The 15,524-nt window shown below is 47.2% G+C and carries 13 protein-coding genes; 12 read left to right on the top strand and 1 reads right to left on the bottom strand.

Features of this window, described 5'->3' with window-relative positions; all coding sequences use genetic code 11:
* The first annotated feature begins 25 nt into the window (after nt 1-25).
* The 11 genes from M3P88_RS05070 (at nt 26) to M3P88_RS05120 (ending at nt 12,497) form a co-directional block, all read left to right on the top strand.
* A complete protein-coding gene (locus M3P88_RS05070; protein ID WP_249614963.1) occupies nt 26-1,114 on the top strand; it encodes a glycosyltransferase family 4 protein in 1,089 nt (362 codons plus the stop codon).
* A 17-nt stretch (nt 1,115-1,131) separates the two neighbouring features.
* On the top strand, nt 1,132-1,590 hold the full coding sequence (locus M3P88_RS05075; RefSeq protein WP_249614964.1) for a glycosyltransferase family protein: 459 nt from the start codon (nt 1,132-1,134) through the stop codon (nt 1,588-1,590).
* Complete coding sequence (locus tag M3P88_RS05080; RefSeq protein WP_349629039.1) at nt 1,587-2,105, top strand: glycosyltransferase; 519 nt, start codon at nt 1,587-1,589, stop codon at nt 2,103-2,105. The genes M3P88_RS05075 and M3P88_RS05080 overlap by 4 nt, the downstream gene beginning before the upstream one ends.
* Complete coding sequence (locus M3P88_RS05085) at nt 2,047-3,627, top strand: hypothetical protein (protein WP_249614966.1); 1,581 nt, start codon at nt 2,047-2,049, stop codon at nt 3,625-3,627. Before M3P88_RS05080 ends, M3P88_RS05085 begins: the two co-directional genes overlap by 59 nt.
* The gene (locus M3P88_RS05090; RefSeq protein WP_502798946.1) at nt 3,578-4,810 is read left to right on the top strand and encodes a glycosyltransferase; all 1,233 of its coding nucleotides are present in this window, start codon (nt 3,578-3,580) and stop codon (nt 4,808-4,810) included. Before M3P88_RS05085 ends, M3P88_RS05090 begins: the two co-directional genes overlap by 50 nt.
* Nucleotides 4,811-4,997: 187 nt before the next feature.
* A complete protein-coding gene (locus M3P88_RS05095; protein WP_249614968.1) occupies nt 4,998-6,089 on the top strand; it encodes a Gfo/Idh/MocA family protein in 1,092 nt (363 codons plus the stop codon).
* A 29-nt stretch (nt 6,090-6,118) separates the two neighbouring features.
* Nucleotides 6,119-7,039 (top strand): hypothetical protein, encoded by a 921-nt coding sequence (locus M3P88_RS05100; protein WP_249614969.1) that lies wholly within the window; start codon nt 6,119-6,121, stop codon nt 7,037-7,039.
* Nucleotides 7,040-7,193: 154 nt separating this feature from the next.
* Nucleotides 7,194-8,309, top strand: a complete 1,116-nt coding sequence (locus tag M3P88_RS05105; RefSeq protein WP_249614970.1) for a glycosyltransferase family protein — start codon at nt 7,194-7,196, stop codon at nt 8,307-8,309.
* A gap of 2 nt (nt 8,310-8,311) precedes the next feature.
* Nucleotides 8,312-9,832, top strand: coding sequence for a polysaccharide biosynthesis protein (locus M3P88_RS05110; RefSeq protein WP_249614971.1), 1,521 nt, complete (start codon nt 8,312-8,314; stop codon nt 9,830-9,832).
* Between the two features lie 77 nt (nt 9,833-9,909).
* Nucleotides 9,910-10,935, top strand: a complete 1,026-nt coding sequence (locus tag M3P88_RS05115) for a glycosyltransferase family 2 protein (RefSeq protein WP_249614972.1) — start codon at nt 9,910-9,912, stop codon at nt 10,933-10,935.
* Between the two features lie 38 nt (nt 10,936-10,973).
* Nucleotides 10,974-12,497 (top strand): PIG-L deacetylase family protein, encoded by a 1,524-nt coding sequence (locus M3P88_RS05120; protein ID WP_249614973.1) that lies wholly within the window; start codon nt 10,974-10,976, stop codon nt 12,495-12,497.
* Between the two features lie 93 nt (nt 12,498-12,590).
* On the opposite strand, the gene M3P88_RS05125 is transcribed toward M3P88_RS05120, so the two are convergent.
* A complete protein-coding gene (locus M3P88_RS05125; protein WP_249614974.1) occupies nt 12,591-13,640 on the bottom strand; it encodes a hypothetical protein in 1,050 nt (349 codons plus the stop codon).
* Nucleotides 13,641-14,234: 594 nt separating this feature from the next.
* Between M3P88_RS05125 and M3P88_RS05130 the strand changes: the two genes are divergently transcribed.
* The gene (locus tag M3P88_RS05130) at nt 14,235-15,515 is read left to right on the top strand and encodes a nucleotide sugar dehydrogenase (RefSeq protein ID WP_249614975.1); all 1,281 of its coding nucleotides are present in this window, start codon (nt 14,235-14,237) and stop codon (nt 15,513-15,515) included.
* Nucleotides 15,516-15,524: the final 9 nt, after the last annotated feature.

The raw sequence follows: 15,524 nt of genomic DNA on the forward strand, positions 1-15,524 counted from the left end.
GCCGTTTTGTGGATTAGGGGGCGCTATGGCTAAACAGCCTGTCATGTTATGCACTGCAGGGCGTGGTGGTATGTTGTCAGTGGTGGAGCGCTATCAGGCGGATGGTCTTTTTTCCCGCTGGAATGTCCGCCTGCTTTCGCCGCATGAAGAAGGCTCGCTCAGCCGTAGATTGTGGGTGGCATTGCGTGCTTTGCTGATTTTTTGTCGTGAACTGCTATTACGCCGGGTCAGCTTGTTGCATTGCCATGTTGCCATGGCGGGTAGCTTCTGGCGTAAGTCTGTTTTTGCCTGGCTGGCGTTTGCTTGTCGTGTGCCGGTTATTTTTCATTTGCATGGCTCCGATCTGAAGCCTTGGTATGCGGCGCAGTCCCCCTTCTTACAAAAATGCATTCGCAGCACTTTAGAGCACTGTTCCGCAGTTTTGGTCCTGTCGGATAGCTGGGCCGATTATATTCATTCGCTCGCGCCGACTGCCCGGGTTCAAGTATTGCCTAATTATGTCGAGCTTCCTTCCGTGACATTAAGTCGGCAGGTGCAGCCGGTCGTGAACATTTTATTTCTTGGCATCATCGGTGAACGCAAAGGTGTGTTTGATCTGTTGCCGGCTTTTGCTCAAGCGCGTGCAATCTATCCTTTTATGCGTTTGCAAATCGGTGGCAATGGCGAGCTTGAACAGGCGCGCCGCCAAGCCGAAGCCTTGGGCCTTGCGGCCGACGTCGATTTTCTGGGCTGGGTAGGGGGGGCTGAGCGTGACAAGTTGCTGGCCGAAGCCGATTTGATGGTTTTGCCGTCATATAACGAGGGCTTGCCGATCAGTCTGCTGGAGGCGATGGCTTGGTCCTTGCCTATTATCTCGACCCGGGTTGGTGGTATTCCTGAGCTGGTGAGTGACGGTGTCAGTGGTTTACTGCTTGATGCGGGAGATATAGACGGCTTGCGTGATGCCTTGCTGCGTTTGGCCTTGGATGCCTCTTTGCGAAAAAGTATGGGGCAGGCCGGGCGTTTGCGGGTGGCCTCGACCTTTTCTCGTGCTGCCGTATTGCCTGTTCTTGAGGCTTTATATGCCAAGCTGACCGGTAAGCCGCACTTTGAGACGCAGCGCCAGTCTGCCTAAAGTTTGAAAGGAAGACCATGAATCGCAATCGAATCAAGGTTTTGGCTATTGCTTCTGGCGGGGGGCATTGGGTGCAGCTGTTGCGTTTACGCGCAGCTTTTGAGGGATGTGACGTCGCCTATGCCAGTGTGCATCCTGCTTCGCAGGATGAGGTGCCCGGCCATCGCTATTATGCGTTTCGTGACGCATCGCGAAAAAATAAACTGGCTTTTGCGCGTGTGGTATTTCGCATGCTGTGGATCATATTGCGTGAACGCCCCGACGTCGTGGTAACCACCGGCTCGGCACCCGCTTTATTTTGTGTGTTTTTCGGGCGTCTATGTGGCGCTCAGACCTTGTGGATAGACAGTATCGCTAACTGTCAGCAGTTGTCGCATTCCGGTAAAAAAGCACTGCGCATCGCTCATCGTTGTGTCAGTCAGTGGCCAGAGGTTGCACGTAACAATGGCATCGAATACTGGGGAGGCGCATTGTGATTTTTGCCACGATTGGATCCATGCTGCCTTTTGACCGCTTGGTGCAAGTAGTTGATGGCTGGAGTGGTGAGCATCCCGCACAGGAGGTATTGATTCAGCTAGGACAAGGACAGTATGTACCGAGGCATGCCAAATGGGTTCGTATGATGCGGCCGTTAGAGTTTAACCAGTCGGTCGAGTCTTGTGAGTTGATGGTCGCCCATTTGGGAATGGGTTCTTTTATTACTGCCATGCAGGCTGGTAAACCGGTTATTTTGTTCCCCCGCTCACTTGCCTTGGGCGAGATTACTTCCGACCATCAAAGGCAGGCTGCTGATTGGTTGCGAGACAAGCCTGGCGTCTGGGTGGCCGATGATGAAACGGCATTGCAGGGTTTGCTGGATGCCTTTTGTGCGGGGCAACTCTCGGTGTCGCCCGAAGTGGGCTCGCGTAGTGCCAGCAACGAGTTGATTACGCATGTACGGCAATTCATTCATGAAAGTCGCGGACAAAAGCGGGAGCATAAAGGTGAGTAGCGACACCTATCGTCTGCCGCAAGGGCGACGTTTGGTCGATCTTGCTGTTGTTGTCGGCGCCATCTTGCTGGCTATGCTGTTTGGTTGGGTCGCGGCCAAGGGGGCGGTGCTGCCCAGTGCGATGGCGGTGGGTGTGTTGTTTGGCGGGCTTTTTTTTAAGCGTCCGGATTTTGCCATCAGCCTGCTGTTGGCTGGGTCTTTATTGTTAATGGGGCCAATAGGCCTTTTTTTGCCCGCATTAACTAAGCTCGCCTGGCTGTTTTCGCTGCTGGGCTTTTTTTTATTGGCCAGTATGACGCTGATCGGGCTAAGCGCACGGGAACGCCAAGTGCCGCTCCCCGTATTTATGCTTCTTCTTCTGTCTCTGATGTGTGTGAGTTCAGCTGTTTCATTTATCGGTGGTGGTGGTGTTGCCGAAGTAAGCGCAGGCGTTAAGCGCGCATGGCAGTTGTGGGGCCTGATGCTGGCGCTGGCCATGTTGCCTTTGAATGGCCGTGGAGAGCTTTTGTATCGGGGCTGGCTCAAGCTGCTTTTTTTTATCGCTTTGCTGCAACTGCCGTTTGCGCTTTACCAGTACTGGATACTAGTACCCCAGCGCATGGGAATGGGGCATGGTGTTGTGCCTATTGATGTTGTCGCAGGTACATTTGAAGCCAGTATGACGGGTGGTGGCTCTAGCGGCACGATGGCCATGTTTTTGATTCTGGTGCTGGCTTTTGTAATGGCTTCGTGGAAAGAAGGTTTGCTCAAAAGCCGGCATGCTTTGCTGCTCTCGTGCTGGCTGGGCGCACCACTTTTTATTGGTGAAACAAAACTGGTTTTGGTGTTGCTGCCGTTAATGCTGCTTATTGTGTTTGTGACCGACATACGCAAACACCCCGTTGCAGCCCTATTGGCTGTGTTGCTTGGTATTTTGCTAACCGCGACGCTGGCTTGGCTGTACTTCAAGATGTTGGCCACCGACTTTATGACGCCAGCCGAGCGGCTGCAGCAAACGCTGGATTACAACTTCGGCGCGGTGGGCTACAGCGGGCGTTATAGCTTGAACCGAACATCGGTGGTGACATTTTGGATGAATGAGCATGGCTGGCGTAACCCGTTAACTACGCTGTTTGGGCATGGCTTGGGGAGTTCGTATAGCGGTGATGGAGCACTGGTGCCGGGACATCTCAACAGATTGTACGCCGGGCTTGATATCAATCTGACGACGCTATCTACCTTGCTATGGGATGGTGGGGTGCTGGCGGTATGTTTACTTATCGCTGCTTTTTTCTTTGCTTGGCGTACATCCTCCCGCTTGCTCAGACAAGCTGGCGCCAGGCGCGACAAAGTCATTCTCAATGTGCTGCGCGTATCATTGATGTTTAATTTGTTCATGGTTTTTTACTCCAACTCAATGCTGTCCAGTATGAGTCATGAGGCCTTACTGGCCTTCACCTTTGGTTATCTTGCCTGGCTGGCAAGGAGGTCTCATGTCGCACCGTCTGCTGTACCTGACTCGCGAGAAGTGTCCCAGTTTTAGGCCTGATTTGGCGCAGTTGTTTGGTGTTGAGTTACCCAAGCTGGGATGGCTGTGTGACATTGCCGCTGTAGAGGATGTGGGGGCCGAGGGAGATTGGCCAGCCGGCGAGACTTTCTTGCAGCATGCAACTGGCCCTGGCGGGCGACTGATAGCCTCTTTTCGCGCGGCCTTGAGCTTATTCACCTTGCCATCGCGCAAGCAATATTGCGCTATTCAGGTGCGCGATCGCGCGATAGGTGCCTTGATTGGCCTGCTGGCTGCACGCTGGCATGGCCTGCCTTTTTTTTACTGGATGTCGTTTCCCTTGGCAGAGGAAATGCAGGATGTGGGCAAGGGGCGCATTCATGCCGAGGTTTCAATATGGCGTCGCCTGTTCTGGCGGATTCGAGGCCGAGTCTCCGCGTGGATACTATATCGCTGGGTTTTACCTAGGGCGGATCATGTTTTTGTGCAAAGCGATGCCATGAAAAGCATGCTGGCAGACAAAGGCGTGCTGTCCGGGCGGATGACCCCGGTGCCTATGGGCGTCAGCCTCCCTGCTGCACTGGATCAACTGACACCGCCGGCAGATAAGCGCCTATATGGTCGAAGACTGTTGATTTATCTAGGTGCGCTGGAGCGCCGCCGCCATCCCGAGTTGATGCTGGAGGCCATGGTACAGGTCGTACAGGCCGAGCCGGATGCTTATCTGGTCTTGGTTGGCGATGCCGAGTTGCCAGGGGATCGTCAGTGGCTGGATCGGGAAATTGTGCGTTTGCGGCTGACTGAACATGTCCATATTACCGGATGGCTGCCCGCACATGAGGCGCGCTGCTATCTGAAAGAAGCCCGGCTTGGCTTGTCGCCCATACCGCGCTCGCGTGTATTCGATGTCAGTTCGCCGACCAAAGTCGCAGAGTATCTCGCCTATGGTGTGCCGGTCATTGCCAACGACTTGCCTGATCAAAAAATTCTCCTCAATGCTTGTGCCGGCGGGCTATGTGTCCCTCTGACAGCGGATGATTTTGCAAACGCTATTTTGGTGCTGCTGCGTGATCCTGTGCGAGCGCGGCAGATGGGAGAGCAGGGGCGTAGCCGGATTGCATTTTTACGCAGCTATCCAGTGCTGGCTGCCATGCTGGCCGATTGTTATGACCAACTACTGGCAAGTCCTGCTTTGCCCGCCTCTGATACGAAAGCATAACGGAGGCATTCAGTCGTGGCGCCTGGCACGATGGGGAGTGGATTTTTGTTGTGTGTAAAACATATATGAATTGCAATTTAATAGTTTTATTTACTATAAAAATCAAATGTATTGAAACTCGTTTTGCCACTGCAGTCGTATCGCACGACTACAGCAAAGCTGTCTTACTTGCACCGGGGAGCTTGTGATGGATCGTTCGGTTAATCTTGCCGTTGTCGGACTGGGAAAGATGGGCTTGTCGCATTTAGCCATGATCAATGCGCATCCCGATGTTTGCGTGACGGCTATTTGCGATGCCAGTGGCTATGTACTGGATGTGCTGGAAAAGTACACGGGCTTAGCTGCCTACACCGATTTTGACACCATGCTGCGCGAGGCCAAGCTGGATGCAGTCATTATTGCGACTCCTTCGGGCATGCATGCCCCCATGGTCAAGGCTGCGCTGGAGCGCGGGCTACATGTTTTTTGCGAAAAGCCATTTTGTCTGGATACGGCCGATGGCGAGGCGCTGACGCAAATGGCGCTGGCGGGCAACCGGGTTAACCAGGTTGGTTATCACTGCCGCTTTGTTGGTGCATTTCAGGAGGTCAAACGACTACTGGAGGCGGGGGCCATTGGCGAGGTCACCCATATCCAGGCTGAAGCCTACGGCCCGGTTGTACTGAAGCCCAAAGGGAGCTCGTGGCGTACACAACGCACCGAGGGTGGAGGCTGTTTGTATGATTACGCCGCCCATCCGCTGAATCTGGTGACTTGGTATTTCGGCATGCCACTTGCCGTGGGGGGAACGGTGCTTAATTCTGTGTTTTCGACCCAGACCGATGACGAGGTATTCGCAACCTTGTTTTATCCGGAGGGGAAAAGTGCACAGCTCTCGGTGAGCTGGAGCGACGAGTCCTTCCGCAAAATGAGTACATCGGTCACTGTACTCGGTACCCAGGGCCGCATTCGCGCAGACCGGCAGGAGTGTCAGGTTTATTTGCGTGATACGGCTATGCTACCTGCGGGTTATCAGCATGGCTGGAATGTGAGATATACCACTGAACTGACTGCACCCGTATGGTTTTACGTGCGTGGCGAGGAGTATTCGGCTCAGCTTGATTATTTCATTCAGTGTATTCGCTCGGGTGCAGTAAACGACAATATTAATAGTTTCTCTGAAGCGCAAGCAACAGACCGCGTCATATCGATGCTGATTGCCGATGCCGAACAAGGTCCAATGCCGGTTGCTATGCGCGAGGCTAAGCTAAAAAAGCGTTGGGCTTTTTTCGGCGGCTAATGCCCATCACAATCAAAGGGGTCGGATAAATGGACAAGTTGCTGTTTGGAGATAATCAGTTTTTTGGTGTTAACCATATGTCGGAAGAAAAAGCACGCGCGCAAGCCATGCGTTTTCAGCATATTCAAGCGGTGATGGATGTGTTGGATGATGCTTACGATGAGGGTATGCGGACTTTCATGTGTACGACACATGATCGTATTGCTTTGGTCGCTGATCATATGCGGGTTAATCCAACGCGTTATAGCGGATTCAAGTTTTACCCATGCATGCCTTATGCGCACAAATACGCCAATGCCGTGACCGAAGACGGCATGATCGGTGCACTCAAGCGCTTTTTGCCGAATGAGGGATTATTCAATGCGGCATTGCGCGGTGGGATGTCACTGGCCAAAAAAGATATTGAAGGAATCACCACCTTGTTGGTGGATGCAGAGATGAAAATGTTCTCTGGTTTGAATACCCCGGTAATCTTTCTGCAAAATGTGGTCGTTGATTTATTGCTGGGATTGGGCTTTAAGGATGCATTCCGTATTTTTGCGGACCATGTCCGCCATCGTTATCTGGCCGAACCTGGCTTTATCACGATGAATTTGCCGCGTCTATTGCCTGTGCTGCAGGAAATGGGGATAGATAACCCCATCGTCTGCGCCAATATCAATAAACTTGGATTCCGCATGAGCGGAGGACTGGAGGCTTATCAACAGACGTTGCGTGACCAGCCATTCCGGGCCGTGGCCATGTCTGTATTTGCCTCGGGTGCTATAGCCCCGGACGAGGCCATAGAGTGGGTTAGCCAGCAGCCAAATATTCAGTCTATGGTGTTTGGAGCCTCTAGTCGTAGCAATATCAGTTCGACCCGAAACTTGGTGGAGCGTTTATGGCCTTCTCCAGCCACATCGGTGGCTGCTGACATGAGTAGCCGGCCCATGCTTGTACGACCAAGCTGATATGGAAACTAAAGTGGCGATAAGACAATTTTTATTGTTGCTGCGGATGTTTATTCGCGATATCTATTTGTTAGAAAGTACAGTTAAAAGTCAGCATCTATCTGGGTAATGTCATAACCTAATGCCCGCTATAGACAGAAGGAGTTGGATCTACATGATTAATGTTCTGGCTATTTACCCCGCATTCGATATCGCGTTAAATGAGATGGCCATGGTATGGAAGCGTTTGTGCGAGCAAGGCAAAGTTAGATGTACGGTTTTTGCCGGTGCGCGCGATGTACTTAAGGGGGGCATCGGTATTGCGTTGGATGAGCAACACCATAATTTGGATATTATCCGCTTGAATGTTGCGCTGGACTCTGATGACGCTATTGAACGTATCGTGCATTTTGCCAAAAAAAATCCGCCAGATTGGGTTTTTTGTGCCATTGCACACAATCTTCCTGCTGCATTGGCGGTCAAAAAGAAGACGGGTGCCCCCATATTACTGCATGAAGAATTTATTTCCGATAGCCGCATGGAACTCAAGCGTCGCCTCTATCTTGGCCTTGAGCATTTACGACCATGGATGATCAAATATCGTGCCCGACAATTACTTTCATGTACAGACCGTGCATTTTGCTCCAATCCTGCAGAATTTGATGCAGCAGGCAATGACCTAAGGAAAGGTAAGCTACTCTATCTTCCATGGCCACATCCAGCAGCCGAATCTCCCCTTGCTTTAAAAGCGCATGACTCGCAACTGGCTGTGTACATTGGCTCTGTCAGCAAAGTCAAAGGTGCAAGTGCATTAGCTGAGTACCTGAGTAGTCTGTTGGAGAGCGAATCTGATATGCGCATAGCTCTAGTCGGTCCGGCGACGGATGCCGCAGGGCAACAAGCACTGGACAGAATTATGGCAGTTGGTGGCGATCGGGTTAGTTGGCAGAAAAGTTGTTCGCGTGATCAAGCTCTCGATTTGATTGGCTCAGCTGGCTTTGTTTTTTCGCCGGGAAAATTGAGTAATTGGGGTTTAATTGGAGATGCCTGGGGCTGCGGTACGCCTGTGGTTGCCGTTGCGAGTCATTACGACCTGAAAGCGGGACGCAACTGCCTGATTGCTGGTGATGTTGCCAGTTTTTTACAGCAAGTACGGTGTTTGCGTACCGATGCAACCCTGTGGCAGCAGCTGGCTTATTCAGGGCGGCAGACTGTCAGTAAACGCCATGCGCCAGCCGTGACTGCAGAGCATTTATTGCGTGGATTGCAACTGCCTTTAGTTGCAGCATAAAGATGGTGAATGTTTATTCGGTTTCCAATATTAAGCGTAACGCCACTCATTTTTTGGCGGGTAAGGTCATTTCAGCTGGCCTGACTTTTTTCCTGTTGTTGTTATTGGTGCGCAAACTGGAACTGATAGAGTATGGCATCTATGTCACCTTTGTGGCAGCGATGGAGTTATTGTTAAGTTTTTCCGATGTGGGGTTACATGCATTAGGTATTCGTTTCCTGCCGGAGTTCATGCTTAAAGCGTCAGGGAAAAGGCTGAGTTTGCTGGTTGCCCGCCAGGTTGGTTGCTATGCAGGCATGGCTACACTATTTGCACTGGCAATACTGGCCGTACTCCAGCTTTCAGGTGCTGATTTCGGCTTGGGATCTCATTTGGCGGCTGCCAAAGTGTATCTATTGGTGGTCGTGATTGAAGGGACTGCGAGACTACTGCGTGATCAGACGCTGTCATCCATGATGATGCAGTCTTTGGTGCGGATAAGTTTGGTGGTCAGACTATCTGTATTGGTTGTAGGCATTTTGTTGCTGGATAGGGTAGGCAATCTTAACTTGATGCAAGTCATCCTGCTTGAGTTGTTTGCTTCGCTAGTTGGACTACTGGTGTCATCTGTAGGCTTAGTTCGTTTTCTGCTTACATTACGTAGTAAAGAGCAAACTGCTGAGTGGCATGAGCCTAAGTGGTGGGATATGTGGCGTTCAAGTTTTCGCTTATATACATCGATGCTGGTTTCGATGCTCTACGGAGAGACAGTTTTTATTCTGCTGGTCAAGCGGTTTTTAGGCCTGGAAATGGTTGCTGTTTTTGGCTTTATCTTGAGTCTCATCAGTCAAATACGGCGTTATCTGCCTGTTACCATGTTTTTCAGTCTGATCCAGCCTAAGCTGGTCGCATCGTATGCTAGTACAACAAATTGCAGTAATTTATTTCGCAATGTCAATTTGGCTTCAAAGTTAAATCTTTTCTTTCTGTTGCCTATCCTTGCTATCGTTGCTACCCATAGCAGTGAACTGCTGTTTATAATTTCAGGTGGAAAGTTTACTGGGGAAGGGTATTTGTTGTCTTACTGCATGCTTATGTTAATCCCTCTTTCTCAACGTGCATTATTGGAGGTGATGACGCAGATTATTGCGGAAGAAAAATTTTGTGTGCGTGCTGCTTTATCTGGATTATGGGTTATTCCGCTTAGTATAATTTTATTTTTTTTGGGGCTTGGTATTTGGGCTGCCATTATACCTATGGTGGTAGGGCAGGTTATTTTTGTAGTCTATGTGATATTACAGTTGAGAATTAAGTGTGCTTACCCATTGGATTTGCAGGGTGGAGCACGTTTGCTTTTTGCCTTTATGTCCGCACTGCTATTAGGGTGGTTGTTGCCAGTCAGTAAAGATTTTTTACAGTTAATGCTCATGTCTATATTGATTTTGTGCACTTTTCTTTTTGCGGCCTGGTTTTGCAAACCATTTAGCCGTGATGAGAATAATGCTATTAATGATTTGTTTAAGTTCAAGATTTTTGTTTGGTAAGTATTAATCGTGGTTGGCTGGTCATCAAGTGATGGCCTTTATTGTGTTCGGTGTCGCTGATGGATGCGTGAGCCAAAATGATGGATAGCGAAAAAAATAGACCATTTTTTTCAGTATTAGTCACCGCTTTTAATGTGGCGCCTTATATTGATAAGTGTATTAAGTCCATTCTTGGTCAAACATATGAAAATTTTGAATTGATTGTTGTCGATGATGGTTCGACAGATGAGACATCACAATGCCTGTCTGCCTATAAGGATGTTAGGGTAAATGTAATAACGCAGACGAATCATGGTGTTTCACATGCTAGAAATACAGCTATTATGGCTGCGCATGGGTTCTATATATTGCAGGTGGATGGTGATGACTGGGTGGATGTCGATGCACTGGAGCGACTGTATCCATTAGTATCAGATTTTTCTCCTGATGTCGTTGTTACTGATTATTATAGAGATTTTCTAGACGGTACCTGTTTGTACGTTAAGCAAGAAATAGCAAAAACACGTGAGCAGCGTTTCCGTGGTGTACTGGGATTAACGTATGATACGTTGCCTCCTACTCGTCTTTATCGGCTTGAGTTATTTTATATTTACAAAATAAAATATCCTGAGCATATTCGAAGTGGGGAGGATTTGTGCGTTGATTTGCAAGTGTTTTTTTATGCTGAAAATGTTATTAAATTGGATGCTGCTTTTTATCATTATTATAATAGGCCTGGTAGCATTTGCAGTGCACCTGTAAAACACGCTTATGACCTATTGGGTAGTTATGTTTTTTCAAAAAATTTCCTAATTGAAGCCGGTTTGGTTGATGAGTATAAAGCCGAGCTTCAATATTTTGAATTTTCAAAAGCTTTTTTGAGTTTAATTACGGCTAAGGGAAGTGAGCCGTGGCATTATGCCGAATTTTACCAGTTGCGCCATAATATTAGTGGGTATTTCCATAACGAAAAAGTAATAAAGGAGATTTCATTTGCGCCTATTGGGAGGAAGTTTCTTATTTATACCTACCGTACCAGTTATTTGGCTGGAAGGTTGTCTAAGTTGATTGGGCTGGCTGTAAGTGACCTATTGAGGTGTGTAAGGTTGTTGTTAGGTAAGTAGTCGTTGGATAAGTTGCTATTTTTTGGAAATTTAAAAAAATGGAAAACAGCAAGTTTTTCACATTCGTAACAGAAAAAAACCCTAATTTCAGTTTGGGTGATGATGGCTATCTGAAAGATTTTTTCTCGCGCCCGGAAGCTAAATTGAATGCAGATGAAACTAAGGTATGGCATAGCATAGACGGTTTTATTAGCAATAGAGACATAGAGATTCGGCACCCTAGTGCATTAAAACATTTGGTGAAATTTCATGATAAGGGTTGGTGTGAATTTATCGAGCCTCATTTCCCTATTGCTAGGAAGTCAGTTCTGGTCGTTGAGCCACATATGGATGATGCAGCCTTTAGTGTAGGCGGCTTAATGCTGGCTAGACGTAATGAATGCCGGTTTACAATTTTGTCAATGACTGGCGTTAGTAATTACACGGAAGGTATGGGTTTTTCAACTCCTATGCTATTTCCAACAACGACTGTTAGTCGCCTTAGGAACGCCGAGTCGGCCTTGATGGCTAGGATGATCGGAGGAGAACACCTTTCATTTTCAATGCCTGATGCTCCGCTTCGTTATGCCGATCTCAATAAAAATTCATCTTGGAGTATTGAGTGGTTTATTCAGCATTCCTTAGCTATCGAAGCTTTTATCAAACATCGTGCTAGCTTGGATGAGCGTTGCATTATTGAAAAACTTATTGCAGATTTTATTGAAAAGAATAAGTATGAAGAGGTTTGGTTGCCTATGGGGCTTGGCTGGCATTCTGATCATGAGCTAACCCGCGATGCTTGGCTAAACATGCTGGGGCAGTGCGCTATTCTGAATAGTAGTAATGTTTATCTCTATAATGATGTGCCCTATATTAATGAATATCCTTTGCATTGTGAGCAGATTATTGATGCTTTTAATAAACACGACGGTTGTTTGCATTCGGTCGAGTATGAAATAAGTTCAGCGATGGAGGAAAAAAAGCGGATTGTTGGTATTTACCGGTCTCAGTTCAGTCCTTTGGATATTTTACCTCGGGTAGAGTATGCTGCGCGTAGTAAATCTTCTTCATTTTATCAGGAAACATTGCATCGAATTGTGCGTATGCCATCGAAGATTAATTTTTTAAATTTTTACTCGCGAGCTCAGAATGTAAAATTATTGGAGGGTAATGCAGAGAAAATACTGACTAAGTATCATAAATCAAAACGAGTCAGGCTATTTGTTGGAATGCCATTTGGGCGAACGAGTGAGGATTTGTTGTTAATATTACAGGCTTTTCCTGATGCGAATGTTGAAGTACGCGTTGCTTCTAATGCCTGGGATGAAGTAAAGGATTATGTGCACCCTCGAATTTTTCTTGGAAAGGTAAGCAGTAAACTAAATTTTGCGTCGCTTTTGTTTGCTGCCTTGTTAAGCCCATGGAAAGGACCCGTACTGGTCATTGTAGGTGAGCGCGCAAGACGTATCATGAATGCAATTTGCAGGAGAAAGGTTTTTAATGATAGCCATTTCATTGCGGCCGATACGGCAAGTGATCTCGCCACAGTCTTGCTTGGAAGGCAAGAGCGTGGCGAGAGATAAGACCAGCTAGCTTATTATGCGTAATAAAGTTGCTGCAATCGTGATTGCTTGTTAAGCAGATTCCATATTGCTATATATGGCAACTCGCCGGCATTAGTCGAGATTAATCAACCTTGCTGTCTTGTAGTAGATAAAACGATCATAGGAAAGAGGTTGGGTGTTTTTCCATAGGTACATGCCCATAGACCAGTTGTATGGGTAGTTTGCACCCGCTTGAACAACGGGTCCATTTTTGTTTACCACCTCAATACCATTGACTGTTATTTTAAGAAAACCTTTTCCGCCTTGCGAGGCTTCTCGTTCATCTAAAAATGCTTCGATCTTGACATCATTTTCTCCTGCCGGGTCGATGTTGCCTAGCCCTCCGATAGAGACACCACCTTGCGTAGGGTTGACTCGGGAATCAAAACTGATGAACAGTTTGCTTGGATTTTTTGGGTCGGTATCTAGCCCCATCAGTAGTGTTGGACCATAGCTAGGCGTTTTTAACTGCCAAATTGTGGCTGGTGACTCACCTGCGGGTGCCATACGCCATGGTGAACCAAGCGTGCGCCCTCCAACTTTAAATTTTAGCTCCCATAGAAAGTGCCTACGCGTTGGAATGGGGAAGGCATTGACCTGAGTGCGTAATTTTTCTTTGACAATACCATCACCTGCGATAACGCCTATTCCCATATATCCGTCTTGACGGAATAGCCGACCTGCAATTCCACTATTTGTTAGTGAATGTCCTTGTACAACTTGTGAACTATTGGTGGCAGGGTTCCATGTGTTCACTGTATGGATGTCTGAGCGATTAATAGCAGTATTGTAAAATGGTAAATGACCACTGAAGTCGTAGGTGATATGAGATGCTCCAATGTCAACACCAACCTTGGTATTTCCTATTGTCGGTGCATAAGGTGCCTGGGCGACAAAGATATTGGCACTAGGGTCTGGCGTGATCGGAGGTTGTGGTTTACTGGGGTCAACTGGTATTTCTGGTATGACAGGTTTATCAGGATCGACCGGCACCTCGGGTACGACTGGTTTGTCTGGATTGACTGGCGGCTGCTCTGTTTGAGTGCTTGAACTGCCACCGCCGCCACAAGCAGCTAGGATTGTGCTAAATAAAATTGCAATAGTGTATTTGGGTATTTTCATAAACTGCTCTTCTCGTAAGTGAGTATTAGCTTGATTTTTCAAGAACAAAAGCAGCTACATCCACTCTTGAAAGTGATAATTATACCTTTAAATTCATGGTGTTAGTGCTGGATTGCATGGTGCTCCCAAGGAGGGAGGGGGGGGCGGTAAAGGTGGATAAATGGCCCAGAGCTTGGCTTGACAGGCTTTTTCGCTGGAAGTGCAAGTATGTCTTGCATTTTGAATGCAAATTTAAAAAGTCGATATGGATAACACTATATGTTGTTATTCCCATTTATGATTTACTCAAGACCAAGAAAATCCTTTTGTCATCTTGTTGTTGCTTGAAATATTCAAAGTAATTTATGGTTAAATTCGTGGAATAGAATTTAATAGCTTAATTTCATTGCCCTGTAAGTTATTTTCTTGAATGTCATGCTAAGTTTTTCTACCCTGAACTTAGGGGTGTCTGAGTCCTCTGTTTAATGCAACTAATTTGGTGTTCATGGTCACGGCAACTGTTGCCTCGATAGTGCTTATCTACCGCAATGGTAGTGTCTTTGCTTAATATATAGTGTGTTTTTTAATTACTATGATTATCTATAAGGAGGTTTTATGGCCGTTGTCGCTGTTATTGGGCTGGGTTATGTCGGCTTGCCTCTCGTGGTGGCATTTGGTAAGCATATGCGCACTATCGGATTCGATATCTCCAAGTCAAAAGTTGAAAGTTGTAGGAATGGTCACGATCCATCACGTGAACTGTCTGATTCTGATATGGATTCGGCCATGTACGCAGAATATGCGAGTGATCCTTGTGTGCTATCTGAGGCTGACTTCATCATTATTGCTGTTCCTACGCCAGTAGATGCGGCACATATTCCCGATTTCTCTCCTCTATCAGGTGCTAGTTTGCTGGTTGGCACATATATGAAAAATGGTGCAATTATTATTTATGAGTCTACTGTTTATCCTGGCGCAACAGAGGAAGTTTGTATTCCAATACTAGAGAAGGCGTCTGGAAAGCATTGGTTAATTGATTTTAATGTAGCATACTCGCCTGAACGTATAAATCCGGGGGATCGTGAGCATAGGCTAACAACAGTTGTTAAAGTCGTTTCTGGTGATAGTGCTGAAACATTGGAAAAAGTGGCGCAGTTATACGAGTCTATTGTTTTGCCTGGTGTGCATCGCTGTAGTTCTATCAAAACAGCAGAAGCTTGTAAGGTAATCGAGAACACCCAGCGTGATTTGAATATTGCATTGATGAATGAATTGGCTATTATTTTTGACAAAATAGGTATTGATACACATGAGGTATTGCGGGCGGCTGGTTCTAAGTGGAATTTTTTACGATTTAGCCCTGGGTTGGTCGGCGGGCATTGCATAGGTGTGGATCCATATTATCTGACACATAAGGCAGAAATGATGGGTTATCACCCTCAGGTCATTCTGGCCGGCCGTCGTATTAATGATGGTATGGGTAAGTATATTGCAGAGCAGACTGTAAAAAAGCTCATTGCATCAGGTCGTTATGTAAAAGGTGCTCGCGCAGTAATACTTGGATTAACCTTCAAGGAAAATTGTGCAGATGTTAGAAATACAAAAGTTATTGATATTATTAATGAGTTGAAAAGTTATGGAATGGAGGTGAACGTCCATGATCCATATGCAAATCCTCTAGAAGTGCAGCGTGAATACGGATTGCAGTTGACATGTTGGGACGAGTTGCCATGTGCTGATGTGTTGGTTGCTGCTGTTGCCCATGCTCAGTATGCTGAATTGGCCTTGGATGTACTATCTAGTCGTGTGGTCAAAGGTGGTGTTGTGATTGATGTGAAGTCTATGTTTGATTCGGCTTTGCTACGTGAAGCAGGTTTGATGGTGTGGCGCTTGTAGTGCTTTTTT

The sequence above is a fragment of the Craterilacuibacter sp. RT1T genome (genome assembly GCF_023502145.1).
Classification (GTDB): Bacteria; Pseudomonadota; Gammaproteobacteria; order Burkholderiales; family Chromobacteriaceae; genus Craterilacuibacter.

Excerpts from the sequence above, each read along its gene's own strand:
- M3P88_RS05125 (WP_249614974.1), bottom strand. The coding sequence starts at position 13,640 with ATGAAAATACCCAAATACACTATTGCAATTTTATTTAGCACAATCCTA.
- M3P88_RS05115 (WP_249614972.1), top strand. The coding sequence starts at position 9,910 with ATGATGGATAGCGAAAAAAATAGACCATTTTTTTCAGTATTAGTCACC.
- M3P88_RS05070 (WP_249614963.1), top strand. The coding sequence starts at position 26 with ATGGCTAAACAGCCTGTCATGTTATGCACTGCAGGGCGTGGTGGTATG.
- M3P88_RS05090 (WP_502798946.1), top strand. The coding sequence starts at position 3,578 with ATGTCGCACCGTCTGCTGTACCTGACTCGCGAGAAGTGTCCCAGTTTT.
- M3P88_RS05120 (WP_249614973.1), top strand. The coding sequence starts at position 10,974 with ATGGAAAACAGCAAGTTTTTCACATTCGTAACAGAAAAAAACCCTAAT.
- M3P88_RS05085 (WP_249614966.1), top strand. The coding sequence starts at position 2,047 with ATGTACGGCAATTCATTCATGAAAGTCGCGGACAAAAGCGGGAGCATA.
- M3P88_RS05095 (WP_249614968.1), top strand. The coding sequence starts at position 4,998 with ATGGATCGTTCGGTTAATCTTGCCGTTGTCGGACTGGGAAAGATGGGC.
- M3P88_RS05105 (WP_249614970.1), top strand. The coding sequence starts at position 7,194 with ATGATTAATGTTCTGGCTATTTACCCCGCATTCGATATCGCGTTAAAT.
- M3P88_RS05130 (WP_249614975.1), top strand. The coding sequence starts at position 14,235 with ATGGCCGTTGTCGCTGTTATTGGGCTGGGTTATGTCGGCTTGCCTCTC.
- M3P88_RS05100 (WP_249614969.1), top strand. The coding sequence starts at position 6,119 with ATGGACAAGTTGCTGTTTGGAGATAATCAGTTTTTTGGTGTTAACCAT.
- M3P88_RS05110 (WP_249614971.1), top strand. The coding sequence starts at position 8,312 with ATGGTGAATGTTTATTCGGTTTCCAATATTAAGCGTAACGCCACTCAT.
- M3P88_RS05075 (WP_249614964.1), top strand. The coding sequence starts at position 1,132 with ATGAATCGCAATCGAATCAAGGTTTTGGCTATTGCTTCTGGCGGGGGG.